Raw genomic sequence first — 25,071 nt, 5'->3', positions numbered from 1 at the left:
GATGTTATTCCATTCCTCCATACGCAAGGAGCTGTCACGCACCTTCGGTGCCACCCTGGTGGTGCTGGTCACCATCGTGATGACCATGATGCTGATCCGAACGCTCGGATTGGCGTCCAAGGGCAGCGTGAATCCCTCCGAGGTCTTCCTTGTGATGACCTACACGGTGCTCGGCTACATGCCCACCATCCTGAGTCTCTGCCTGTTCATTGCGATCGTCGGCACGCTGTCGCGCATGTACCGCGACAGCGAGATGGCGATCTGGTTTTCCAGCGGTCGCGGGCTGGTTGCCTTCTTGCGCCCACTCTTCGGCTTCGCATGGCCGATCCTGCTGCTGGTCGCGCTATTTGCCCTGGTCGGCTGGCCGTGGGCCAATTCGCAGACCGACGGCATGCGCCAGCGCTACGAAAGCCGCAGCGACATCGAGCGAGTGGCGCCCGGCGAATTCCGCGAGTCCGCCGGCCGGCTGCGCGTGTTCTTCATCGACAAGGATGCGCCTGACAGCGCCACGGCGAACAACGTCTTCATCTCTTCGATCGAACGCAATCTGCACATCATCACGTCGGCGCGTCGCGGCCACATGGAAGACATCGACGGCAAGCGATATTTGCTGCTGAGCAACGGACAACGGCTGGAACGGCCGCTCACCCCGACCGACGGCATCAAGATCAGCGAATTCGACACCTATGGCGCCAAGGTCGGTGGCAGCGGAAGCGATTCGCCTGACGCTGCCCCCGTGCGCACTCGCACCACCCTGACCCTGCTGCGCGACCCGACGCGCGACAACCTGGGCGAATTCGCCTGGCGTGTCGGCATGCTGTTTGGCGCGGCGAATTTCGTGATTCTCGCGCTGGCCCTTTCCAGCGTGAATCCGCGCGTCGGCCGCAGCGGCAACTACCTTTTTGCGCTGTTCGCCTTCATCCTCTACTACAACATGCTCAACCTGGGGCAGAACTGGGTGAGTTCAGGCAAGTACAGCGTGGGTGGGTTCATGCTCGCGCTCCATGGCGGCGCGCTGGCGTTCGGCCTCCTCTGGCTCACAAAACGACATTTCAATTGGGGCTTCATGGCACGCCGCGCCCGGCCCGCAAAGACACCCAACGCGTGAAAACAATCCGTCGTCTGATCTACGTGGAGGTCATGAGGTCCGTGGGCTTCGTGGCGCTCGGTTTCCTGAGCCTGTTCTTCTTCTTCGACTTCGTCGACGAACTGCAGTCCATCGGCAGACCTGAAACGCTTGGCTATACCGCGGCTCAGGCCCTTGCCTACGTGGCGATGCTGATTCCCAGCCACCTCTACGAATTGCTGCCGATCGCCGTGCTGATCGGCACGATCTTCGTCATGGCACGGCTTGCGCAGAGTTCCGAATTCACCATCTTGCGGACCAGCGGGCTCGGCCCTTGGCGTGCGTTGCGAACCCTGCTTTTGCTGGGCTTGGGCTTCGTCATCCTGACATTCGCGGTCGGAGACTATGTCGCGCCTTTCACCGACCGGACTGCACAGTTGCTCAAGGCGCGTTTTCAGAATGCCTATTCGCTCGTGGGCAACACCGGCGCGTGGCTGAAGGAAAGGCAAGGCGACATCTCCTTCGCGGTCAACGTCGCCACGATGGAGCGCAACGGCACGCTCAAAGACCCGCGCATCTTCGAGTTCGACGAAAAAGGGTTCATCACCTCGCAAGTGAGTGCCGCCTCGGCGCGCGCCGAAGACGGCCACTGGACACTCGTCGACGTCGAGCGTCAGGAATACGACACGCGCGGCGTCGACCAGGCCCGCATCATCACGACGAAGATCCCGATGGTCGAATGGCCGACTTCGCTCACGCCGGAAATGGTGTCGGTCGCCCTGCTTCGCCCGGATCGCATGCGGACGCTCGACTTGTTCGACTACATCCGACATCTCGATGCCAACGGCCAGACGGCGCAACGCTACGAGATCGAGTTCTGGCGCAAGGTGTTCTATCCGCTCTCATGCCTCGTGATGATCGTGCTGGCATTGCCCTTTGCCTACCTTCATTTCCGCCAGTCGGGTATCACGACCTACGTCTTCGTCGGCGTGATGATCGGCATCAGCTTCTTCCTGCTGAACAACGTCTTCGGCTATCTGGGCAACCTCGGCAACTGGCTGCCCTGGATGACGGCGGCCGCACCCGGGCTGATCTACTCGGTGATGTCGCTCGCCGCCTTCACGTGGCTGGTGTTGCGGCGCTAGCACGCAGCGACGATGCAGGCCTCTCGCGGCATCATCCTGTTCGCGCACGGTTCGCGCGATGAACGCTGGCGCGCCCCGGTGGAGGCCGTGGCCCGGCGCGTTGCCGCGCTCGATCCGTCGGTGAAGGTCGCATGCGCCTATCTTGAACTGATCGCCCCCGACCTCCGCACCGCGGCGGCCACACTGATCGGCGACGGCGCCACGGCGATCCGGGTGGTGCCGCTTTTCCTCGGCATGGGCCGGCATGTGCGCGAGGATCTTCCCCGCCTGCTCGATGAAATGCGTGCGCTGCATCGCGATGTGGCTTTCGTGCTCGCGGGTGCGGTCGGCGAAGAGCCTGAAGTGATCGAACTCCTCGCCCGCAAGTCACTGGAATCCTGATCCCCAGCTGATTTTTCATAGATTCCGAAGGCATAATGAATTCCTAAATAAGACGGAATTTGTTATGAATCTTCACCAATTCAAGTTCGTTCAAGAGGCGGTGCGGCGCAATCTCAATCTGACGGAAGCCGCCAAGGCGCTACACACCTCGCAGCCGGGCGTGTCCAAGGCCATCATCGAACTCGAAGAAGAACTGGGCGTTGAAATCTTTGCGCGTCATGGCAAGCGCCTGAAGCGCGTGACCGAGCCCGGACAGCATGTGCTCGCCAGCATCGAACTGATCATGCGCGAAGTCGGCAACCTGAAACGCATCGGCGAACAGTTCAGCGCTCAGGATAGCGGCACTCTTTCCATCGCTACGACCCACACACAAGCGCGCTATGTGTTGCCGGTCCCGGTGGCCAAGCTGCGCGAGGCCTATCCCAAAGTGAACGTGAGCCTGCACCAGGGCTCGCCCGATCAGGTGGCTCGCATGGTGATCGACGAGATCGCCGAGATCGGCATCGCGACCGAGTCGCTCTCCGACTACACCGAACTCGTGACGATGCCCTGCTACGAATGGCAGCACGTGCTGGTGCTGCCCAAGGAGCACCCGCTGGCGGACAAGGAGCGCATCTCGCTCGAAGACCTGGCCTCCGAGCCGATCATCACCTACCACCCTTCGTTCACCGGCCGCACGCGCATCGACCATGCCTTCGCGCAGAAGAAACTGACCCCGCGCATCGCGCTGGAAGCCATCGATTCCGACGTGATCAAGACCTATGTGCGGCTCGGTCTCGGCGTGGGCATCGTGGCCGAGATGGCGGTACGCGACGACTCCAACGCCGACCTGGTGGTGCGACCGATGGGTCACATCATCGGCGTCAACATCGCCCGCGTCGCTTTCAAGCGCAGCGCCTACCTGCGCAACTTCGTCTTCAAATTCGCCGAGCTGCTTTCGGACCGGCTCGATCGCAACCTGATCGCCAAGGCATTGAGCGGTCATCATCAAGACTACGAACTGTGAGCACCCGTACCGTGACCGCCCGCACACCCCAAGTCGAGACCAAGCTGCCCGCCGTCGGCACGACCATCTTCACCGTTATGTCGGCGCTCGCGACCGAAAAGAACGCGGTGAACCTCGGTCAGGGCTTCCCGGACTTCGGCTGCGATCCCAAGCTGCTTCAGGCGGTGACGGATGCGATGGCCGCGGGCCACAACCAGTACCCGCCGATGCCCGGCATCCTTCCGCTGCGCGAGGCGATCGCCGCGAAGGTCGCAACGCTGTACGGCCGCAGCTATGACCCGCAAAGCGAGATCACCATCACGGCGGGTGCAACGCAGGCCATCATCACGGCCATCCTCGCCGTGGTGCGGCCGGGCGACGAGGTCATCGTGCTGGAGCCCTGCTACGACAGCTACGTGCCCAACATCGAACTGGCCGGCGGCACCGTGGTGCGCGTGCCGCTCACGCCCGGAACCTTCCGGCCCGACTTCGACAAGATCGCTGCCGCCATCACGTCGCGCACGCGCGCCATCATCGTCAACACGCCGCACAATCCGAGCGCCACCGTGTGGACGGAGGCCGAAATGCGCCGCCTCGAAGAGTTGCTCGCGCCGACCGACGTCCTGGTGATCAGCGACGAGGTGTATGAGCACATGGTCTACACCGGCGCTCGCCATGAAAGCGTGGCCCGCTTTCCCGACCTTGCCGCGCGCACCTTCATCGTCAGCAGCTTCGGCAAGACCTATCACGTCACCGGATGGAAGGTCGGCTACGTGGCCGCACCCGCATCGCTGACGGCCGAGTTCCGCAAGGTGCATCAGTTCAACGTGTTCACCGTCAACACGCCGATGCAGCATGCGCTTGCCAGTTACATGGCCGATCCAGCGCCTTACCTCGAGCTGCCGGCCTTCTACCAGCGCAAGCGCGACCTGTTCGCCGCAGGGCTCGCGAAGACGCGGCTCAAGCTGCTGCCGAGCGCCGGCACGTACTTCCAATGCGTCGACATCAGTGCGGTGAGCGACCTGAACGAATCCGACTTCTGCCTTTGGCTGACGAGCGAGATCGGCGTGGCCGCCATCCCCTTGTCAGCCTTCTACGGCGACGCATTCGACCAGCGCGTTGTGCGCTTCTGCTTCGCCAAGAAGGACGAAACGCTGCAAACCGCCCTGGACCGACTGGCGCGGCTCTGACACGAACGGTAGGAGAGTCCTGACCATCGGAGGGGGCGCCTTCCGGCGATGGATTCGACCGCCAGCAAGGACCATGGACTCCTGCAAACATCCTGCCCTAGGAGAAGTCCATGTCACTTTCACTGATTCTGCTGATCATCCTGATCCTGATGCTGGTGGGCGCGCTGCCGAGCTGGGGCTACAGCCGCAGCTGGGGCTATGGTCCCAGCGGTGGCTTGGGCCTGGTGCTCTTGGTCGTGGTCGTGCTGCTCCTCATGGGACGGATATAGATCCAGCCGCGGCATCCGCCGGCAAGGCCCGCTTCGGCGGGCTTTTTTTCAGCTTTCGAGTTGTACCCAGAGCTTGTCGAGCCGCTTCACGCTCACCGGCTGCGGCGTGCGCAGCTCCTGCGCGAAGAAGCTCACTCGCAGCTCTTCGAGCAACCAGCGGAATTCACCCATCCGCTCGTCGACCGCGCCCTTGCGCTCCGCAAACAGGCGCCAGTAGCGCTGCTCCTGTGGCCGAAGCTCGGCCAGGCGCTGCGCATCGCGCGCAGGATCGCCTCGCAGCTTGTCGAGCCGCAGCGTGATCGCCTTGAGGTAGCGCGCGAAATGCTGCAGGCGCGGCCATGGCGTATCGGCAATGAATCGCTTGCCGACCAGCCTTTGCAACTGCTGCATGGCATCGGCGGTGGCAGTGGGCTGATTCTTCGTGTCCTTGATCTTTCGCGCGGCGACGGCGTATTCGGCCAGGATGACACCCGCCAGCCGCGCAACCTCGTTGGCGATCAGCGTGAGTCGCCCGCGCCCCTCGTCCACTCGCCGCTTGAAGCCGGCCTCGTCGGTCGGCAACGGGTCCTGAATGAACGCGCGGTCGAGCGCCACGTCGATGATCTGCGCACGCAGTTCCTCGGACGTGCCCAACGGCATGTATGCGACCGCCATTTTCTGCAGATCGGGAATGTTCTTCTCGAGGTACTTGAGCGCGTCCTTGATCTGCAGCGCGAAGAGGCGGCGCAGCCCGTGGCGGTGCTTCGCGGCTGCCACGGCGGGCTCGTCGAAGACTTCGATCGTCACAGCGTCACCGCCGTCGACCAGCGCGGGGAAGCCGATCAGCGATTGCGAACCTCGCCGCACTTCCATGAGCTCCGGCAATTCGCCGAAGGCCCATGCCGTGTAGCGCTGCCCGGCTGGCAAGGCCGGCGTCGCCGCAGGGACGTCCGGTCTTTCCGAATTCTTCTCCTGGCCATCGCCCTCCGCAGCTGATGGCCGCGCCGGCGCGGCCTTGACGTTGAGCCCTGCCAACGCTTGGAAAGCACCTCGCGCCTGTGCCCCCAGTTCCGCCCTCAAGGCTCCGAGGTTGCGGCCCATGCCAAGCTGGCGGCCGTGTTCGTCGACCACACGCAGGTTCATGAACAGGTGCGGCGGCAGCATGTCGAGCTTGAAGTCGGCGCGCTTCACATCGAGGCTGGTGTGGTCGCGCACGCGCTTCAGCAGGACGTCGGTCAGTGATCCGTGGCCGAAGACCTCGGCCGCGGAAAGTTCATCCGCCAAGCGAGCGGCCGATTCAGGCAGCGGCACCAGCCGGGCGCGCGGCTTCTGCGGCAGGCTCTTGAGCAACGCCTGGACTTTGTCTTTCAGCATGCCGGTCACCAGCCATTCGCAACGCTCTTCGCTCACCTGGTTCAGGACGAAGAGTGGGACGGCGACTGTCAGCCCGTCCTTGGCGTCGCCCGGTTCGTGCAGATAGGTCGCCGCGCAGTCCACGCCGCCCAGTCGCAGGGTCGGCGGAAACGATTGCGTGGTGATGCCGGCGGCCTGGTGCCGCATCAGTTCGTCGCGCGTCAGGTAGAGCAGCCGTGGCTGGGCCCTCGACTGCGCGCGGTACCAGTTCTCGAAAGTGATGCCGCTCGACACATCCGGCGGTAGTTGGGCGTCGTAGAAGGCGTAGATCAGTTCGTCGTCGACCAACACGTCCTGCCGCCGCGACTTGTGCTCCAGCCCTTCGACCTCCCGCACCAACTTGCGGTTGGCGGCGAGAAAAGGCAGCTTGCTCTCCCACTGGCCACCGACCAGCGCCTCACGCATGAAGATCTCGCGCGCGGCGACAGGGTCGACCTTGCTGAAATCGACACGCCGCCCGCTGTAGACGACCAAGCCGTAGAGCGTGGCGCGTTCCAGCGCGGCAACCTGTGCGCCCTTCTTCTCCCAGTGCGGATCGAGCAATTGCTTTTTCAGCAGATGGCCTGCGACCTGCTCGAGCCATTGCGGCTCGATATTCGCGATGCCGCGGCCGAAGAGGCGCGTGGTCTCGACCAGTTCCGCGCAGACGATCCAGCGCCCGGGCTTTTTCTTGAGATGCGCGCCGGGATGCCGGTAGAACTTGATGCCGCGCGCACCGAGGTAGGCCTCGTCGTCTTCGAGCTTCCAGCCGACATTGCCGAGCAGGCCCGAGAGCATCGAGAAATGCAATGCCTCGTAGCCGGCTGGCTGGGCGTTGATGCGCCACTTGTGCTCCGTCACCACCGTGAGCAACTGCGAATGGATATCGCGCCATTCGCGCACGCGCCGGACGTTGATGAAGTTCTGGCGCAGCAGTTGTTCGTACTGCCGGTTGCTGAGCTTGTGCGTGTCGCCATGGCCGCCGCGCGCGTCGTGAATCCACTTCCAGAGGCGCAGATAGCCGCTGAACTCGCTCTTCTCGTCGTCGAACTTGGCATGTGCCTGGTCAGCCTGCTGCTGGGCGTCCATCGGCCGGTCGCGGACATCCTGCACCGACAAGGCGCTCGCGATCACCAGCACTTCTTCCAGCGCGCCGCGCGCGCGCGCCTCCAGGATCATCCGCCCCACCCGAGGATCGAGCGGCAGCTTGGACAGTTCTGCGCCGGTGGCCGTCAGCTCATTGGCGTCATCCACGGCGCCCAGTTCGTTGAGCAACTGATAGCCGTCGGCGATCGCGCGCCGCTGCGGCGCTTCCAGAAAGGGAAAGCGCTCGACGTCGCCCAAGTGCAGCGACTTCATGCGCAGGATCACGCCCGCCAGCGATGAGCGCAGGATTTCCGGGTCGGTGAAGCGCGGCCGGCCCTCGAAGTCCTTCTCGTCGTACAGGCGGATGCAAATACCGTCGGCCACCCGGCCGCAGCGTCCCGCGCGCTGGTTGGCCGCGGCCTGGCTGATCGGCTCGACCAGCAACTGCTCGACCTTGCTGCGGAAGCTGTAGCGCTTGACGCGCGCCGTGCCGGCGTCGATGACGTAGCGAATGCCCGGCACGGTCAGCGACGTTTCGGCAACGTTGGTCGCCAGCACGATCCGCCGGCCGGTGTGGCCGTCGAAGATGCGATCCTGCTCTGCTTGGGAGAGCCGTGCGAACAGCGGCAGCACTTCGGCGTTGCGCATCACCGGTTGGTGGCTCAGGTGCTTGCGCAAATGGTCGGCCGCCTCGCGGATTTCGCGCTCGCCGGGCAGGAAGACGAGGATGTCGCCGGCGTTGTGCGGATCGCGCCAGAGTTCGTCGACGCCGTCGGCGATGGCATCGTTGAGGTCGTAGTCCCGCGATTCCTCGAAGGGCCGGTAGCGCTGCTCCACCGGATAGGTCCGCCCCGACACCATGATCGTCGGCGCAGGCCCCTTCGCCGAGGCGAAATGCTGCGCAAATCGATCGGCATCGATCGTGGCTGAGGTCACGATCACCTTCAGGTCCGGCCGGCGCGGGAGGATTTCGCGCAGGTAGCCCAGCAGGAAGTCGATGTTGAGCGAGCGCTCGTGCGCCTCATCGATGATGAGCGTGTCGTAGGCCTTGAGCAGCGGATCGGTCTGCGTTTCCGCCAGCAGGATCCCGTCGGTCATCAACTTGACCGACGCATCGCGCGACAGGCGATCCTGGAACCGCACCTTGAAGCCGACCACATCGCCCAGCGGGGTCTTCAATTCTTCGGCGATGCGCTTGGCGACGGACGAAGCGGCGATGCGGCGCGGCTGCGTATGGCCGATCAGCCGGCCCTTGCCGGGCGGCGCGTTGAGCTTGCCCCGACCCAGCGCCAGGGCAATCTTTGGCAACTGGGTGGTTTTGCCCGAACCCGTCTCGCCGCAGACGATCACGACCTGGTGCGCGTCGATGGCGGCCATGATTTCGTCGCGCCGGGCCGACACCGGCAGGGATTCAGGGAACTCGATTCGAAGAGGAGACGAAGACAAGGCGGGCAGTTCGGGGAAAATCGCCGATTATCTTGCGACCGGCCTTTTCGTCCTCTTGCTCCTGCCAATGTCCACCGTCTTCAACTTCACTTTCGTGCCCTGGTTTCGCTCGGTCGCGCCCTACATTCACATGCACCGTGGCAAGACCTTCGTGGTCGCCATGGCCGGCGAGGCGATTGCAGCCGGCAAGTTGCAGAACATCGCGCAGGACCTGGCGCTGATCCAGAGCATGGGTGTCAAGGTGGTCCTGGTGCACGGATTCCGGCCCCAGGTCAACGAACAACTGCATGCCAAGGGCCACGAGGCGAAGTACTCGCACGGTATCCGCATCACCGACGGGGTCGCGCTGGACTGCGCCCAGGAAGCCGCGGGGCAACTGCGTTACGAGATCGAGGCCGCCTTCAGCCAAGGCCTGCCCAACACGCCGATGGCAGGCTCGACGATCCGCGTGATCTCGGGCAATTTCATCACCGCGCGGCCGGTCGGCGTGGTCGACGGCGTCGATTTCCAGCACTCGGGTCTCGTGCGCAAGGTCGACGCCGCCGGAATCCGCCGCGCGCTTGAATTCGGTGCGATGGTGCTGATGTCGCCTTTCGGCTTCTCGCCGACCGGTGAAGCCTTCAACCTGACCATGGAAGAAGTCGCGACCAGCGTGGCGATCTCGATCCAGGCGGACAAGCTGATCTTCCTGACCGAGATTCCGGGCATTCCGGTCGACACCAGCCTGCCAGTCAGCGAAGACAACCCGGTCGACACCGAATTGCCGCTCGACGAGGCGAAAAAGCTGCTCGCCACCCTCTCGCGGCCGCAGCGACCGACGGACGCAGCCTTCTATCTGCAGCATTGCGTGAAGGCCTGCGAGGCCGGCGTCGAGCGCAACCACATCCTGCCGTTCAGCGTGGATGGATCGCTGTTGCTGGAGGTCTACGTGCACGACGGCATTGGCACCATGGTGATCGACGAAAAGCTCGAATCGCTGCGAGAAGCGACGGCGGACGACATCGGCGGCATCCTGCAGTTGATCGAGCCCTTCGAGCGCGACGGCACGCTGGTGAAGCGCAGCCGCACGGAAATCGAGCGCGACGTCGGCCAGTACACGGTGATCGAGCACGACGGCGTGATCTTCGGCTGCGCGGCGCTGTATCCCTATCCGGAAGCCAAGACGGCCGAAATGGCGGCGCTGACCGTGTCGCCACAGTCGCAGGCGCAGGGCGACGGCGAGCGCATCCTCAAGCGCGTCGAGCAGCGCGCCAAGGCCCAGGGACTCGAAAGCATCTTCGTGCTGACGACGCGCACCATGCACTGGTTCCTGAAGCGGGGCTTCCAGCAGGTCAATCCCGACTGGCTGCCCGAGGCGCGCAAGCGCAAGTACAACTGGGACCGCAAGAGCCTGGTGCTGGTCAAGAAACTTTGAGCTCGCCCCCAGGCTCCGCGCACTTCGTGTCGCTTCGCCAACCCCCTGCCGGGGGCAACACCGGCGGCCCGGCAAAGCCGGTTCCGCGGTGTTCCCCGGAGGGTCGAATCAGTTGGCACTTTGCTACCCACGCTCCCTGATAATTCGAGCCCATGAATCCCCTGCTCGCCAAACTGCAGCCTTACCCCTTCGAGCGGCTGCGCCAACTTTTTGCGGGCGTCACGCCGAACCCCGAATTCGCGCCCATCAGCCTGGGCATCGGCGAGCCCAAGCATCCGACGCCCTCCTTCATCAAGGAGACACTCTCCAACAGCCTGGGCGCCCTCGCGGTGTATCCGGCGACTGCCGGCGAACTCAAGCTGCGCCAATCTTTCACCGGCTGGCTGCAGCGCCGTTACGGGCTGGACCTGGACGCGGCCACCCAGGTGCTGCCCATCAATGGATCGCGCGAGGCGCTCTTCGCGCTGGCCCAGACCGTCGTCGATGCGACCCGATCGCCGACCCCGGTGGTGCTGTCGCCCAATCCGTTCTATCAAATCTACGAAGGCGCGGCCTTCCTGTCGGGCGCCGAGCCGTACTACGTGCCCAGCGTGCCGTCGCGCAATTTCGCGGTCGACTGGGACAGCGTGCCGGCGGACGTCTGGGCGCGCACGCAGCTCGTGTTCGTCTGCTCGCCCGGCAATCCGACCGGCGCCGTGATGCCGCTGGACGAGTGGCAAAAGCTCTTCGCCCTGTCGGACCGGTACGGCTTCGTGATCGCCGCCGACGAGTGCTACAGCGAAATCTACTTCCGCGACGAACCGCCTCTGGGCGGACTCGAAGCGGCCGCGAAGCTTGGTCGTGGCGATTTCCGCAACCTCATCGCCCTCACCTCGCTGTCCAAGCGCAGCAACGTGCCGGGCCTGCGCAGCGGCTTCGTGGCGGGTGACGCCTCCATCATCAAGTCCTTCCTGCTCTATCGCACCTATCACGGCAGCGCGATGAGCGGCACGGTGGCCGCGGCCAGCATCGCCGCCTGGAACGACGAAGCCCACGTGGTCGAGAACCGTGCCCAATACCGTGCCAAGTTCGCCGCCGTGACGCCGCTGCTCGAGCCGGTGCTCGACATGCGCCTGCCCGACGCGAGCTTCTATCTCTGGGCCGGCGTCCCTGCCTCGTGGCAAGGCGACGACCCGGCCTTCGCCCGGGCGCTCTACGCTCAATACAATGTGACGGTGCTGCCCGGCAGCTATCTCGCCCGCGACGTGGCCGGCACCAATCCCGGCCGCGGGCGCATCCGGATGGCGCTGGTAGCCGATACGGCCGAGTGCACAGAAGCCGCCGAGCGCATCGTGAAATTCATCCAGAACTGAGCTTTTCCATGACCCAACAACTCCAGCAGATCATCGACGCCGCGTGGGAAGACCGCGCCAACATCTCCGCCACCAGTGCGCCGAAGGAAGTCCGCGATGCGGTCGAGCACGTGATCGCCGATCTCAACAACGGCACCCTGCGCGTCGCAACCCGCGAAAGCGTCGGTCAATGGACCGTGCACCAGTGGATCAAGAAGGCCGTGTTGCTGTCGTTCCGCCTGCGTGACAACGAGCAGATGCAGGCCGGCTCGCTCGGCTTCTACGACAAGGTGCCGACCAAGTTCTCGCACCTGTCGGCCGGCGAACTGAAGGAAGCCGGCGTGCGCATCGTGCCGCCGGCCGTCGCGCGCCGCGGCAGCTACATCGCCAAGGGCGCGATCCTGATGCCTTCGTACGTGAACATCGGGGCCTATGTCGGCGAAGGCACCATGGTCGACACCTGGGCCACCGTCGGCTCCTGCGCGCAGATCGGCGCCAACGTACACCTGTCCGGCGGCGTCGGCATCGGCGGCGTGCTGGAGCCGCTGCAGGCCGGCCCGACCATCATCGAGGACAACTGCTTCATCGGTGCGCGCTCCGAAGTGGTCGAAGGCGTGGTGATCGAGGAAAACTCGGTGCTGTCGATGGGCGTCTACATCGGCCAGAGCACGCCGATTTATGACCGCACCACGGGCGAAGTCACCTATGGCCGCGTGCCATCAGGCTCGGTCGTCATCAGCGGCACCTTGCCCAAGGACAACGGCAAGTACAGCCTGTACGCAGCAATCATCGTCAAGCGCGTCGATGCGCAAACCCGCGCAAAGACTTCGCTCAACGATTTGCTGCGCGACTAAGAAAAATACGCGGACGGCCGCCTGAGGGGGCGGCCCGATGCGAGGCCAGTTTTACAACCAAGAGTCGAGGAGAGAGAGCCGATGAACACGATGGAGCGAATTCTTCGTTTGATGGCAGAACGCAAGGCGTCTGATATCTACCTTTCGGCCAACTCTCCGGCGTTGATCCGGATCAACGGCAACTGCATGCCGATCAACGCGCAGGTGCTTCCACCCGAAGCCCCCCTCAGCCTGCTGGCCGAAGTCGTGCACGAAAGCCGCATCGCCGAGCTGGAACGCACCGGCGAGCTCAACATGGCGATCGGCCTCGACGGCGCCGGCAACTTCCGCATCAGCGCGATGCGCCAGCGGGGCAGTTATGCCGTGGTGGTGCGGCACATCGCCTCGGTCATTCCGTCCTTCGAAGACCTGAACCTGCCCGAGATTCTCAAGACGCTCGTGATGGAAAAGCGCGGACTCATCCTCATGGTCGGCTCGACCGGCGCCGGCAAGAGCACCACGCTGGCTTCGATGCTCGACTACCGCAACGAGAACGCCACCGGCCACATCCTGACGGTCGAGGAACCGATCGAATTCACCTTCACCAACAAGAAGTCGATGGTGAACCAGCGCGACGTGGGTAGCGACACGCAGTCGCTCCAGATCGCGCTCAAGAACGCGTTGCGCCAGGCACCCGACGTGATCCAGATCGGCGAAATCCGCGACCGCGAGACGATGACGGCCGCGATCGCCTACGCGCAATCGGGCCACCTCTGCGTCGCCACGCTGCACGCCAACAACAGCTATCGGGCGCTGAACCGGATCTTGAGCTTCTATCCGGTGGAAGTGAGGGCCACTCTGCTGGGGGACCTTGGCGGCGCCTTACGCGCCATCGTCGCCCAACGCCTGTTGCGCACGCCGAACGGCGCGCGCGTGCCGGCGCTCGAAGTGCTGCTGAACACCGCGCTGGTGGCCGAACACATCGGCAAGGGCGACTTCTCGGCGGTCAAGGAAGCCATGGAGCAGTCCATGGCCGAAGGGTCTCAGACCTTCGAGGAAGACATCGCCCGCCTGATCACCGAAAATCTCGTCACCCGCGAGGAAGGCTTGGCGCAAGCCGATTCGCCGACCAACCTGATGTGGCGCCTGCAGAACCGCAAGGCACCCGCCGCGCGGCACGAAGAACGCTCCATCCTCGACCAGGTCGAGGAACCCACATTCACTGACATCACGCTCGACGTGCGTCTGTGAGCCAACTGCCCTTTCGATGTCCCGAACGCTCCAGCTTGCCGAACAACTGATTTCACGACCCTCGGTCACCCCCGACGACGCGGGGTGCCAGGGCCTACTCGGCGAACGCCTGGCACGGCTTGGATTCCAGCTCGAAACCATCGAAAGCGGCCCTTCGGACTTCCGGGTGACCAACTTGTGGGCGGTGCGCCCCGGCGCTGCAGGCAGCGAGTCGCGCACGATCGCCTTTGCGGGCCATACCGACGTCGTGCCAACCGGTCCGCTCGAACAGTGGACCAGCCATCCTTTCACACCCACGCACCGCGACGGCAAGCTCTACGGCCGCGGCGCTTGCGACATGAAGACATCGCTGGCTGCCTTCGTCGTCGCGATCGAGGAATTCCTCGCCGCCACGCCGGACCCTCGCCTGTCCCTGGCCCTGCTGCTGACCAGCGATGAGGAAGGCCCCGCGAACGACGGTACCGTCGTGGTTTGCAACGCGCTGGCTGCGCGCGGCGAGCGCATCGACTACTGCATCGTCGGCGAACCGACCGCCGTCGAGCGCTGCGGCGACATGATCAAGAACGGCCGCCGCGGCACCATGAGCGGCAAGCTGACCATCAAGGGCGTGCAGGGGCATATCGCCTATCCGCATCTGGCGAAGAACCCCGTGCACGCGTTCGCGCCGGCCCTGGCCGAACTGGTCGCCATCAACCAGGCCGGCGGCTGGGACAGCGGCAACGCCTACTTCCAGCCGACCAGTTGGCAGATCAGCAACATCCACGCAGGCACCGGCGCCAGCAATGTGATTCCGGGCGCGGCGGTGATCGACTTCAATTTCCGCTTTTCGACCGAATCCACACCCGAATCGCTGCAACAACGCGTCCACGCGGTGCTCGATACGCACGGCCTGGACTACACCCTCGCCTGGACCATCGGCGGCCTGCCCTTTCTCACGACGCCGGGCGAACTGGTCGAGGCGGTGCAGCAGGCCATCCGCGATGAAACCGGCATCGAGACCGAACTGTCGACGAGCGGCGGCACCAGCGATGCGCGATTCATCGCCAAGATCTGCAAGCAGGTGGTGGAACTGGGGCCGACCAACGCCAGCATCCACAAGATCGACGAGCACATCGCGGTCGCCGAGATCGAGCCGCTCAAGAACATCTACCGCCGCACCCTGGACAGGCTCGAAGCACTGCTTCACGTATGAGCACTGTCATCGAACTGATCGAGGCCGGTGCCCAGCAGCTGGCCGATGCGGGCGTTTCCTTTGGGCACGGTACGAGCAACGCGTTCGACGAAGCCGTCTGGCTCGTACTTTGGCGCCTTGGCCTGCCGCTCGACGATCTGGACGGCGTAGCGGATCGCCCTGTGGCGCCTGCCGACGCTGCGCGCATCGCCGCGCTCTTTGCGCAACGCATCGAGACGCGAAAGCCCGCCGCCTATCTGACCAAGGAAGCGTGGCTGCAAGGCGTGCCCTTCTACGTCGACGAGCGCGCCATCGTCCCGCGAAGCTTCATCGCCGAACTGCTGGCCGACGGCAGCATCGACCCGTGGCTCGGCGAACATACGCGCAACGTGCTCGACCTGTGCACCGGCAACGGCAGCCTCGCGGTGCTGGCGGCGATGACCTATCCGGACGTCACCGTCGATGCCGCCGATCTTTCCACCACGGCGCTCGAAGTCGCTGCGATCAACGTGACGCGGCATCAGCTCGACGCGCGCATCACGCTGATTGAATCCGACGGCCTGGCCGGCGTGCGCGGCCCCTACGACCTCATCCTCTGCAATCCGCCCTACGTCAACGCGCAGAGCATGAGCGCCCTTCCCGCCGAATATCGCGCCGAGCCCGAACTGGCCCTGGCCGGAGGCGCCGACGGCATGGATTTCATCCGCCGGCTGCTCGCCGAAGCGCCGGCCCGGATGAGCGAATCCGCCGTGCTGGTCCTCGAGATCGGCAACGAACGCCCCTACTTCGAAGCGGCCTTTCCGCAGCTCGAAGTGATGTGGCTCCCTACGAGCGCGGGAGAAGACCACGTCCTGCTGGTCCCGCGCGAGTCTCTCAAATGAAGCTCGCCCCCAGGCTGCGCGCACTTCGTGTCGCTTCGCCACCCCCCGGCCGGGGGCAACACCAGCGGCCCGGCGGAGCCGGCTCCGCGGTATTTCTGGCCTCGCGCGCGCCAGTCTCATGCGTCTCACATCGCACGATGCGTGGTGGAAAACTGAAATGATCACCCTCAAGAACGTCATCCTGCGCCGCAGCGCCAAAGTGCTGCTCGACGGCGCCAGCGTCACCATCAATCCCGGCGAAAAGGTCGGCCTGGTGGGGCGCAACGGCGCCGGCAAGTCGACCTTGTTCGCGCTTTTCAACGGCTCGCTTCATGAAGATGGGGGCGACTTCTCCCTGCCGAAGCAGTGGCGCATGGCGCAGGTCGCGCAGAACATGCCCGAAACCGACGAGTCCGCGACCGATTTCGTGGTTGGCGGCGACACCCGGCTGGTCGAGTTGCGCGAGGCGCTCGCCCTCGCCGAAGCCGGCCACGAGGCCGACCCCGACGATCACGATATGGGCATGGCCCTGGCCCACGCCTACACCGATCTGGCCGATGCCGGTGAGCATGACGCCGTGCCTCGCGCCCAGGCGCTGATCCTGGGGCTGGGGTTCAAGGTGCACGAACTCGACCAGCCCGTCAACAGCTTCTCCGGCGGATGGCGCATGCGGCTTCAGTTGGCACGCGCGCTGATGTGTCCGAGCGACCTGCTGCTGCTTGATGAACCTACCAATCACCTGGACCTCGATGCGCTCGTCTGGCTGGAAGCATGGCTGCAGAAGTACGCCGGCACGATGATCGTGATCAGCCATGACCGTGAATTCCTCGATGCGGTGACCGACGTGACGCTGCACATCGAGCACGCCAGACTCACCCGCTACGGCGGCAACTACAGCGCCTTCGAAACCCTGCGCGCCCAGCAGATGGAACTGCAGCAATCCGCCTTCGCCAAGCAGCAGGACAAGATCGCCCATCTGCAGAAGTTCATCGACCGCTTCAAGGCCAAGGCCAGCAAGGCCAAGCAAGCACAGAGCCGGGTCAAGGCGCTGGAGCGCATGGAAAAGGTCGCGCCGCTGTTGGCCGAAGCCGACTTCAGCTTCGAGTTCAAGGAGCCGGGCAACATCCCGAACCCGATGCTCTCGATCAGCGATGCGAGCTTCGGCTACCGGAGCGAGGACGAGCTGCCCAAGATCATCCTGACCGGCGTCAACCGCTCGGTGTTGGCCGGCCAGCGCATCGGCATCCTGGGCGCCAACGGCCAGGGCAAGTCGACGCTGGTCAAGACCATCGCGCGCGAAATGGGCGCTCTCGCCGGCACGGTCACCGAGGGCAAGGGCCTGAACATCGGCTACTTTGCGCAGCAAGAGCTTGACGTTCTACGTCCGCAGGACACGCCGCTCGAACACATGGTCCGCATGGCGCGCGAACTCGGGTCGACGGTCAAGGAGCGCACGGGCGAGCAGGATCTGCGCGGGTATCTCGGCAGCTTCAACTTCAGCGGTGACATGGTGAAGCAGGCGGTCGGCACGATGAGCGGCGGCGAGAAGGCGCGGCTGGTGCTGGCGATGATGGTCTGGCAACGCCCCAACCTGCTGCTGCTCGACGAACCCACCAACCACCTGGATCTGGCAACCCGCGAAGCCCTCGCGGTGGCGCTGAACGAGTTCGAAGGCACGCTGATGCTGGTGAGCCACGACCGGGCACTGCTGCGATCGGTCTGCGACGAGTTCTGGCTGGTCGGCCGCGGCAAGGTCGGCGACTTCGACGGCGACCTCGACGACTACCAGCGCTACCTGCTGGACGAGGCAAAGCGCCTGCGCGAAGAAGCCAAGCTGGCAACCCGCGAAGCTGCTGCGGCCGAAGAAGAGGTCGCGCCACCGGTGCAAGTCGCGAAGGCCCCAGCGCCAGCCGCCCAGGAGGCGACCCTTTCCGGCAAGGACCAGCGCAAGCAGGACGCACAGGAACGCCAGCAACGCAGCGAGCAGGCCAGACCGCTCAAGCGGGAGCTCGCACAAGTCGACCAGCGATTGGCGGCTGCCGGCAGCGAAAGGGCGTCCATCGAGCAACGGCTTGCGCAACCGCTCCCCGCTGCTGAAATCGCCGAGGCCGGCAAGCGACTGAAGGCACTCAACGACGAGATCGAGCAACTCGAGGAACGCTGGCTGACCCTGTCGGGTCAACTGGAAGCGCTCGCCGCCTGATAATGCACGCGGCATGTCTTCCGCCTTCGATCTCGCCCAAGGTGACCCGCAACTGATTGCGGCCATCCGCCGCAGCCGCCGCCTGTTGAGCCGCAAGGCCCTGATGGCTGCCGCGGTGGGCGCGGTCCCTATTCCGGGCATCGACTGGGCGGCCGACGCCACCCTCCTCTCGCGCGTCATTCCGCAGATCAGCGCGGAATTCGGTCTGTCGGTCACGCAACTCGACCGCCTCGCTCCCTACGACCGCGAACGCATCCAGAAAGCAGCCACGGCCGTCGGCGCATTGCTCGTGGGCCGCCTGCTCACGCGAGAGTTGCTGATCAGCCTGGCCCGTCACGCCGGCTTCCGGATGACGGCGAGGCAGGCTGCGAGGTACGTTCCCATCGTCGGACAGGTTGTATCCGCAACACTCAGTTACGCGGCGCTCCGAGCATTGGGGGAATTGCACATCAAGGATTGCGTGAAAGTCGCCCAATCTGTCCGTCATCTCTTGCCACCGCCGGACGCGCCGATCAAGCCCCGGCCCGAAGGACCGAAGCCGCCTTCCCGTCTGGGCGGCGTCTGGAATCGCCTCAAATTGCGTTAGCAAGTACGGGGTTATTTGTCCATGACGCCCTGTTGGACTCCCGCGACACCTGATGCAACACTGGTGTGCAAGCGGTGGATAATGCGCCGAAGCCACATGGGTCAGGCTGGTGTCAGTTCTTGGGAGCGTAGGTTCGGATCAAAAAAGATCCACTCCGCACGACGGTTTTTCGGAGGAGCGGAATATATGAATGAGACAGACCTTGCAGCGTCGGTAGAGCGGCTGATGGCCCGAGTCGACTACTACCTGCATTGTGAATTGGACGAAGAGTATGACCACGACAGACCGGAGACTGCGCGCCGGCTGCTGGAAGCTGCACTTCGACAAGAACTGATTCGCGCCGGTGCGGTCGGCATCGTCTCCACCATCGCAGTTTCACGAGAGCCGTCGATGCACGGCAACGACGCAACCGCGGGCTGACCCGCCATAGAAGACAAGCATACAAATCGGGCCGCATCAGCGGCCTGATTCGTTATGGAGGCCTGGGGAGCGCTCCCATGCAACGAATGCCTCTTCGCCGCTAGACTCCACGCCGTGTGCGCCACCGCGCATCAACCCGCTGATCGCTGAAGGCAAATGCCCCATGGCTGAGTCCCGATCTCGACCCCTGTCCAAACACGCGCCGCGTGCCGACAGCAAACTGCGCGATCCGCGCGAGCGGCTGGTCGACGCTGGCCTGCGACTGAACGCCCTTCGCAGCGCCCAAGAGGTGTACACGCTGTTGGTCGACGAGGCCGCCCGGCTCATTGGCGCGCAGCGTGTGCTGCTGGTGCTCGAGACCGACGCCGGCCTGCACAACGCCGGCGCGGCCCTGCCGCCTCGCGAAGACGCTGCCAAGCTGCTCGATGCCATCACGCCCTGGCTGACTGAAACACGCCGCAGCCGCAAGGCGACCCTGCGGCATGGCCCCGAGGGCGCCAAAGCCGTCGAACAGCGCTCGTGCCTCATCGCGCCGTGGGTCGTGCAACAGGAACTGTTCGGCTATCTCTACGCCGACATCGAAGGCCCTTTCGGACGTTTCGACCGCGCAGACCGCGACCTCCTCGACACCCTGGTACATCAGGCCGCAAGCGMCCTGGCAAACATCCGCATCCAGGAAGACCTCCGGCGTGAATTGACCGACCACGCGAGCGCGCTCGGGCAGCGTTCCAACGAACTCACGCTCATCAACAGCATCCAGCAAGGCATGGCGGCCAAGCTGGGCTTCCAGGCCATCGTCGACCTCGTGGGCGACAAGCTGCGCGAACTGTTCGACACCGGCAATCTGAACATCGTGTGGTGGGACGACAAGACCAATCTCGTCCAGGTGCTCTACCGCTACGAACACAACCGCCCCCTCCCGTTGCTGCCGGCGCGGCCCCTGCAGCCGGACGAGCCGCTGGCGGGATTGCTGCGCACGCGCCATGCCGGTGCGGCCAACACGCGCGAGGAGCAGACCCGGATAGGCCTTCGTCCCTCGCCCGGAACGGACTGGGCGCTTTCAGTCTGTGCCGTCCCGATCATCGGCCGCGATCGCGCCCTGGGCATCATCTCGCTGCAGAACCATGAACGCGAATACGCCTTCGGGGCGCATGAACTCAGGCTGCTCGAAACGGTGGCGGCCAGCACGGGCCTGGCGCTGGAGAACGCACGCCTGCTCGATGAGACCGAGCGCCGAGGCCGCGAGATGGAAGACGCGCTCGCCCACCAGACCGCCGCGGCCGAGGTGCTGCAGGTCGTCGGCAGCTCGGTGGCCGACCCCGGGCCCGTGTTCGACAAGATCCTCGAATGCTGCGCGCGCCTGTTCGACGGCAGCTCTTTCGCCCTGATGATGACCGACGACCAGGGGAACCTCGAGCTGACACGCTGGCTGATGACGGCGGCCGGTCGCGCCGCGATGAACGGCGAACGTCTGGCCGAGCTTGCCGAGCAGATGCAGTCGAACTACCCGATGTCGCTGGCTGGAACCTCGGCTGAACGATCCTTTCGCACCGGCGATCTCGTGGAAATCCCCGACGTACTGAACGATCCCGCCGCGCCGCCGGTGTTGCGCCGCCATGCTGCGCATGCGGGGACGAGCTTCGCGAATCTGTCGGCGCCGCTGATCTGGGAAGGCCGCGGCATCGGCATCCTGAGCATGCAGCGCGCCGAGGTCGGCCCGTTCCGGCCCAGCGAGCGCGCCCTGCTCAAGACCTTCGCCGACCAGGCCGTCATCGCGATCCAGAACGCGCGCCTGTTCAACGAGACGCAAGTCGCGCTGCACAAGGTCGAGGAGCGCACCGCCGAGCTGACCGAGTCGCTCGAATACCAGACCGCGGTCAGCGATGTTCTGCGCGTCATCAGCGAATCGCCGACCGATGTGATGCCGGTGTTCGAGGCCATCCTGGACTGCACCATGTGGCTGTTCGAGGGGCCGGCGTCCGCGGTATTCACCTTCGATGGACGCATGGTGCACCTGGCCGCGACCCGCAACTGGTCCGCGGAGGCGTTGGAGGCCGGGCGCGCGGTGTGGCCCGCACCGCCCGACCCGCGCCAGCTGAACGGCCGAGTCATCGTGGAGCGAAGGGCCCTGAACATCGAGGACGCGTGGTCGGATCCGAACTACGACCGCAGACTGGCGAACAGCGGGAACAGGCGCCGGGTGATCGGCGCGCCAATGCTCAAGGACGGCGCGCCGATCGGCGTGATCACGACCGCTTGGCCGGAACCCGGCCCTACGCCGCAACGGCAGATCGACCTGCTCAAGCTGTTCGCCGACCAGGCCGTGATTGCAATCGAGAACGTGCGGCTGATCAATGAAACCCGCGAGGCGCTCGAGCGCCAGACGGCCACCGCCGACATCCTGGCCGTCATCAGCGGGTCACCGACTGACGTGCAGCCCGTGTTTCAAGCCATTGCCAGGCATGCGCGGTTGTTGTGCAAGGCACAGGTGGGTGCTACGTCGTATCTGGAGGGCGGCGTGGTGCATCTGGCCAGCGTGTGCGGCACGTCTACAGAAACCGAAGCGGCGATGCGCAACGTGTTTCCGGTGGCGCTCGAACTGGCACCGCCCAATCTGCAACGCGCGATTCGCGAACTTGCGCCGGTCCAGATTCCCGATGTGCGTGTCGAACCGGGTTACCCCGACGTCGAGGCCGCGCAACGGATGGGTTTTCGCAGCATCATGTCCGTGCCCCTTCTTCACGAAGGACGGGCGATCGGCACCATCGGCGTGGCGCGCGAAGAGCCGGGGTTGTTTCCCGACACGGCGGTCGCGCTGCTGCAGACCTTTGCCCGCCAGGCGGTGATCGCCATCGAGAACGTGCGCCTGTTCAGGGAGACTCGGGAGGCGCTGGAGCAGCGCACCGCCAGCGCCGACGTGCTGCAGGTCATCAGCAGTTCGGTCGCCGACACCGCGCCGGTCTTCGACAAGATCCTGGAGAGTTGCGCCCACCTGTTTCGCAGTTCCGAACTGGGCATCCTGACCATCGACGAGGAGAACCAGATGCTGCGTTCCGCCGCCTACCGCGGCGAGGCTGAGCACGCAGTGAAGCGCATTTTCCCGCTGCCCTTGCGCGACGAGGAGGTCCATCGGGCGATCCGCGACAACCGCGTGCTGCGCTATGCCGACGTGATGAACGGGGCCGACACACCCAAGGGCGTGCGCAATGTCGCAGTCATGCTCGATATCGGCAACTACTCGCAAGTCTTCGCGCCCATGCAGTGGGAAGGCCGGGGTATCGGCACGCTGTACGTCATCCGCCGACCGCCGCAGCCCTTCAGTGACCAGGAAGCAGCGCTGCTGAAGACCTTCGCCGACCAGGCCGTGATCGCGATCCAGAACGCGCGGATGTTCAACGAGACCGCCGAAGCGCTGGAACGGCAGACGGCGACCGCGGACATCCTGAAGGTCATCGCAAGCTCACCCGCCGACGTGCAGCCGGTATTCGCCGCCATCGTGCACAGCGCGCGGCAATTGATTGACGGCTTTTCCGCGACGTTGGTGCGCCGCATCGGGGATTCGGTCCACCTTGCTGCCTTTACACCCACCACCGAGGAAGGCGACCAGGCGCTGAAGAACTTCTTCCCCGCGCCGGTGGCGTCCGACTACTTCATCGACCAGACGCTGGCAACCGGCGAGCCGCTTGTCTGCGAAGACACCGAGTCGAATACCCAGATCTCGGAGGCATTACGTGAACTCGCGCGGCGCAGGGGATGGCGAGGCCAGGCCGTTGTGCCGCTGGTGCATGAAGGCTTGCCCATCGGCCTGATCAGCGTGACACGAAAGGCGGCCGGTCCGTTCCCCAGGCACCAGATCGAACTTCTCAAGACCTTTGCGGACCAGGCCGTGATCGCGATCGAGAACACGCGGCTTTTCAACGAGACGCAGGAAGCGCTCGAACAACAGACCGCCACAGCGGACGTCCTGCAAGTCATCAGCGAATCGATGGAGAACGCGCAGCCGGTGTTCGACAAGATCCTGGAGAGTTGCCAGCGCCTGTTCTCCGGCTCGCAGCTCGGCATTTCGCTGATGGGCGACAACGACGGGCTCGTGCACCTGGCAGCGCATCGCGGATCCGCCCGCGAAACGCTGGAGCGCTTCTATCCCCGGCCCATCGACCATTCGCCCTTCGGCGACTCCATGGCCGGGCCCGAGGTCCTTCACCTTCCGGACGTGCTCGCCGAACCGTATCTGCCTGATTTCATGCGCGAGGTGGCCGACCAGATGGGCAACTTCGCGATCCTGATTGCGCCACTGGTGTGGGAAGGCAAGTACATCGGTTCGATCCACGTCGCGCGCCAGCCGCCGGAGGCGTTCACCTGCAAGGAAATCAAGCTGCTCGAAACCTTCGCCGACCAGGCGGTGATCGCGATCCAGAACGCGCGCCTGTTCAACGAGACCAAGGAAGCGCGCGCAGCGGCCGAGGCCGCGAATGAAGCCAAGAGCGCGTTCCTCGCCACGATGAGCCACGAGATCCGCACGCCGATGAACGCCGTGATCGGCATGAGCGGTCTGCTGCTCGACACGCCGCTCGACACCGAGCAGCACGACTACGTCTCCACCATCCGCGATTCGGGGGATGCGCTGCTGACCATCATCAACGACATCCTCGACTACTCGAAGATCGAGGCCGGGCGCATGGATATCGAATCGCATCCGTTCGATCTTCGCGATTGCGTGGAGTCGGCACTCGACCTGGTCAGCACGCGCGCCGCCGAGAAGAAGCTCGACATCGCCTATGTGTTCGAAGGCGACATTCCGCTGGGCGTGAGCGGCGACCTCACGCGTCTGCGGCAAGTCCTGCTGAACCTGCTGAGCAATTCGGTGAAGTTCACCGAGGCCGGCGAGGTGGTGCTGACGGTCAGGTCGAGCCCCCTGCCTGCGGGCAAGGTCGGCCTGACCTTTGCCGTGCGCGACACGGGCATCGGCCTCTCGGCGCAAGGTATGAGCAGGCTGTTCCAGTCCTTCTCGCAGGCCGACTCCAGCACCACGCGCAAATACGGCGGTACCGGCCTGGGCCTCGCCATCAGCAAGCGCCTGGCCGAACTGATGGGTGGAACCATGTGGGTCGAGAGCGAAGGCCCGGGCAAGGGCTCGACCTTCTTCTTCACCATGGAAGCGCCGATCGCCGAGATGCCGCCGAGCAAGCGTCGCATCGTCACCGGCGTTCAGGCTGAACTCCAAGGCAAGCGGGTGCTGATCGTCGACGACAACGCGACGAACCGCCGCGTGCTCGCGCTGCAGACCGCCAAGTGGGGCATGGAATCGCGCGATGTCGAATCGCCGCGGGAGGCGCTGCAATTGCTCGACCAGGGCGAGCGCTTCGACCTCGCGATCCTCGACATGCACATGCCCGAGATGGACGGCATCGAACTGGCGCGGCGCATTCGTGCCAGCCATGCAACGCTTCCGCTCGTGCTCTTCAGCTCCCTGGGGCGGCGCGACGTGGGCGATGCCGAATCGCTTTTCAATGCTTTTCTCTCGAAGCCGATCCACCAATCGCAATTGTTCGACACCCTGGTGAGCCTGCTCGCACACGAGTCGGCCGCGAAGCCAGTCCCCAGCGCCGCGGCCAAGCCCCAGATCGATCCGACGATGGCGGCACACCATCCGTTGCGGATCCTGCTGGCCGAGGACAACGCGGTGAACCAGAAGCTCGCGATGCGCCTGCTGCAGCAGATGGGCTACCGCGCCGATCTCGCTTCGAACGGCATCGAGGCGGTGGAATCCGTGCAGCGCCAGACCTACGACGTGGTGCTGATGGATGTGCAAATGCCCGAACTCGACGGGCTCGACGCCACCCGCCAGATCTGCACGCTGATGGAGGCCGAGCGCCGGCCGCGCATCGTCGCGATGACCGCCAATGCTATGCAAGGCGACCAGGAGATCTGCATCGCCGCCGGCATGGACGACTATCTGACCAAGCCGATTCGCGTCGATCGGTTGGTCGAAGCCCTGCGCAATGTTCCGCCGCGCACTGACAGTTGAATGCGCGTTCCGCCCATCGACGTGACCAAAATTTG

17 protein-coding genes are annotated in these 25,071 nt (G+C 64.7%); 16 read left to right on the top strand and 1 reads right to left on the bottom strand.

Annotated elements, in window-relative coordinates; genetic code table 11:
* Window position 1 precedes the first annotated feature (1 nt).
* From lptF to AC1DN9_RS18950, 6 genes are all read left to right on the top strand, one after another.
* Entirely contained in the window at window positions 2–1,108 is a 1,107-nt protein-coding gene (gene lptF / locus AC1DN9_RS18975) for an LPS export ABC transporter permease LptF (RefSeq protein WP_478102881.1), read from the top strand.
* Window positions 1,105–2,211 carry an LPS export ABC transporter permease LptG gene (gene lptG / locus AC1DN9_RS18970; protein WP_478102880.1) on the top strand — a complete coding sequence of 369 codons (1,107 nt, stop codon included), beginning with the start codon at window positions 1,105–1,107 and terminating at the stop codon, window positions 2,209–2,211. The genes lptF and lptG overlap by 4 nt, the downstream gene beginning before the upstream one ends.
* 12 nt (window positions 2,212–2,223) lie before the next feature.
* Window positions 2,224–2,592: a sirohydrochlorin chelatase gene (locus AC1DN9_RS18965; RefSeq protein ID WP_478102878.1), complete on the top strand. Its 369-nt coding sequence runs from the start codon at window positions 2,224–2,226 to the stop codon at window positions 2,590–2,592.
* Between the two features lie 64 nt (window positions 2,593–2,656).
* Window positions 2,657–3,598, top strand: coding sequence for a CysB family HTH-type transcriptional regulator (locus tag AC1DN9_RS18960; RefSeq protein ID WP_478102876.1), 942 nt, complete (start codon window positions 2,657–2,659; stop codon window positions 3,596–3,598).
* 11 nt (window positions 3,599–3,609) lie between these two features.
* Window positions 3,610–4,767: a pyridoxal phosphate-dependent aminotransferase gene (locus tag AC1DN9_RS18955; protein WP_478102875.1), complete on the top strand. Its 1,158-nt coding sequence runs from the start codon at window positions 3,610–3,612 to the stop codon at window positions 4,765–4,767.
* A gap of 110 nt (window positions 4,768–4,877) precedes the next feature.
* Window positions 4,878–5,036, top strand: a complete 159-nt coding sequence (locus AC1DN9_RS18950; RefSeq protein ID WP_478102873.1) for a DUF3309 family protein — start codon at window positions 4,878–4,880, stop codon at window positions 5,034–5,036.
* A gap of 48 nt (window positions 5,037–5,084) precedes the next feature.
* Here the strand turns inward: AC1DN9_RS18950 and hrpA are convergent, their stop codons facing one another.
* Window positions 5,085–8,870 (bottom strand): ATP-dependent RNA helicase HrpA, encoded by a 3,786-nt coding sequence (hrpA, locus tag AC1DN9_RS18945; protein WP_478103035.1) that lies wholly within the window; start codon window positions 8,868–8,870, stop codon window positions 5,085–5,087.
* Window positions 8,871–9,006: 136 nt separating this feature from the next.
* Here hrpA and argA point away from each other — a divergent pair, with 136 nt between their 5' ends.
* The 10 genes from argA to AC1DN9_RS18895 all read left to right on the top strand — a co-directional run bounded on the left by argA (window position 9,007) and on the right by AC1DN9_RS18895 (window position 25,036).
* Window positions 9,007–10,353: an amino-acid N-acetyltransferase gene (gene argA, locus AC1DN9_RS18940; RefSeq protein WP_478102871.1), complete on the top strand. Its 1,347-nt coding sequence runs from the start codon at window positions 9,007–9,009 to the stop codon at window positions 10,351–10,353.
* Between the two features lie 152 nt (window positions 10,354–10,505).
* Window positions 10,506–11,705, top strand: a complete 1,200-nt coding sequence (gene dapC / locus AC1DN9_RS18935) for a succinyldiaminopimelate transaminase (RefSeq protein ID WP_478102869.1) — start codon at window positions 10,506–10,508, stop codon at window positions 11,703–11,705.
* Between the two features lie 8 nt (window positions 11,706–11,713).
* Window positions 11,714–12,538: a 2,3,4,5-tetrahydropyridine-2,6-dicarboxylate N-succinyltransferase gene (dapD, locus tag AC1DN9_RS18930; protein ID WP_478102868.1), complete on the top strand. Its 825-nt coding sequence runs from the start codon at window positions 11,714–11,716 to the stop codon at window positions 12,536–12,538.
* A gap of 81 nt (window positions 12,539–12,619) precedes the next feature.
* Window positions 12,620–13,768, top strand: coding sequence for a PilT/PilU family type 4a pilus ATPase (locus tag AC1DN9_RS18925; RefSeq protein WP_478102866.1), 1,149 nt, complete (start codon window positions 12,620–12,622; stop codon window positions 13,766–13,768).
* 16 nt (window positions 13,769–13,784) lie between these two features.
* Window positions 13,785–14,960: a succinyl-diaminopimelate desuccinylase gene (dapE, locus tag AC1DN9_RS18920; protein ID WP_478102864.1), complete on the top strand. Its 1,176-nt coding sequence runs from the start codon at window positions 13,785–13,787 to the stop codon at window positions 14,958–14,960.
* Window positions 14,957–15,820: a 50S ribosomal protein L3 N(5)-glutamine methyltransferase gene (gene prmB / locus AC1DN9_RS18915; RefSeq protein ID WP_478102862.1), complete on the top strand. Its 864-nt coding sequence runs from the start codon at window positions 14,957–14,959 to the stop codon at window positions 15,818–15,820. The genes dapE and prmB overlap by 4 nt, the downstream gene beginning before the upstream one ends.
* A 157-nt stretch (window positions 15,821–15,977) precedes the next feature.
* Complete coding sequence (locus AC1DN9_RS18910; RefSeq protein ID WP_478102860.1) at window positions 15,978–18,002, top strand: ABC-F family ATP-binding cassette domain-containing protein; 2,025 nt, start codon at window positions 15,978–15,980, stop codon at window positions 18,000–18,002.
* A 13-nt stretch (window positions 18,003–18,015) separates the two neighbouring features.
* Window positions 18,016–18,588, top strand: coding sequence for a hypothetical protein (locus tag AC1DN9_RS18905; protein ID WP_478102858.1), 573 nt, complete (start codon window positions 18,016–18,018; stop codon window positions 18,586–18,588).
* A gap of 186 nt (window positions 18,589–18,774) precedes the next feature.
* A complete protein-coding gene (locus AC1DN9_RS18900) occupies window positions 18,775–19,008 on the top strand; it encodes a hypothetical protein (protein WP_478102857.1) in 234 nt (77 codons plus the stop codon).
* A 163-nt stretch (window positions 19,009–19,171) separates the two neighbouring features.
* Window positions 19,172–25,036 (top strand): GAF domain-containing protein, encoded by a 5,865-nt coding sequence (locus tag AC1DN9_RS18895; protein ID WP_478102855.1) that lies wholly within the window; start codon window positions 19,172–19,174, stop codon window positions 25,034–25,036.
* Window positions 25,037–25,071: the final 35 nt, after the last annotated feature.

The organism is Variovorax sp. 05L425 (genome assembly GCF_056397705.1).
Note: the sequence above shows the minus strand (reverse complement) of the source record. Positions and strands in the feature narration are given on the sequence as shown.

What these genes read in the sequence shown, in the direction of transcription:
- lptF (WP_478102881.1), top strand. Translation starts at nt 2, where the DNA reads ATGTTATTCCATTCCTCCATACGCAAGGAGCTGTCACGCACCTTCGGT.
- AC1DN9_RS18965 (WP_478102878.1), top strand. Translation starts at nt 2,224, where the DNA reads ATGCAGGCCTCTCGCGGCATCATCCTGTTCGCGCACGGTTCGCGCGAT.
- AC1DN9_RS18960 (WP_478102876.1), top strand. Translation starts at nt 2,657, where the DNA reads ATGAATCTTCACCAATTCAAGTTCGTTCAAGAGGCGGTGCGGCGCAAT.
- AC1DN9_RS18950 (WP_478102873.1), top strand. Translation starts at nt 4,878, where the DNA reads ATGTCACTTTCACTGATTCTGCTGATCATCCTGATCCTGATGCTGGTG.
- hrpA (WP_478103035.1), bottom strand. Translation starts at nt 8,870, where the DNA reads ATGGCCGCCATCGACGCGCACCAGGTCGTGATCGTCTGCGGCGAGACG.
- argA (WP_478102871.1), top strand. Translation starts at nt 9,007, where the DNA reads ATGTCCACCGTCTTCAACTTCACTTTCGTGCCCTGGTTTCGCTCGGTC.
- dapC (WP_478102869.1), top strand. Translation starts at nt 10,506, where the DNA reads ATGAATCCCCTGCTCGCCAAACTGCAGCCTTACCCCTTCGAGCGGCTG.
- dapD (WP_478102868.1), top strand. Translation starts at nt 11,714, where the DNA reads ATGACCCAACAACTCCAGCAGATCATCGACGCCGCGTGGGAAGACCGC.
- AC1DN9_RS18925 (WP_478102866.1), top strand. Translation starts at nt 12,620, where the DNA reads ATGAACACGATGGAGCGAATTCTTCGTTTGATGGCAGAACGCAAGGCG.
- dapE (WP_478102864.1), top strand. Translation starts at nt 13,785, where the DNA reads ATGTCCCGAACGCTCCAGCTTGCCGAACAACTGATTTCACGACCCTCG.
- prmB (WP_478102862.1), top strand. Translation starts at nt 14,957, where the DNA reads ATGAGCACTGTCATCGAACTGATCGAGGCCGGTGCCCAGCAGCTGGCC.
- AC1DN9_RS18910 (WP_478102860.1), top strand. Translation starts at nt 15,978, where the DNA reads ATGATCACCCTCAAGAACGTCATCCTGCGCCGCAGCGCCAAAGTGCTG.
- AC1DN9_RS18905 (WP_478102858.1), top strand. Translation starts at nt 18,016, where the DNA reads ATGTCTTCCGCCTTCGATCTCGCCCAAGGTGACCCGCAACTGATTGCG.
- AC1DN9_RS18900 (WP_478102857.1), top strand. Translation starts at nt 18,775, where the DNA reads ATGAATGAGACAGACCTTGCAGCGTCGGTAGAGCGGCTGATGGCCCGA.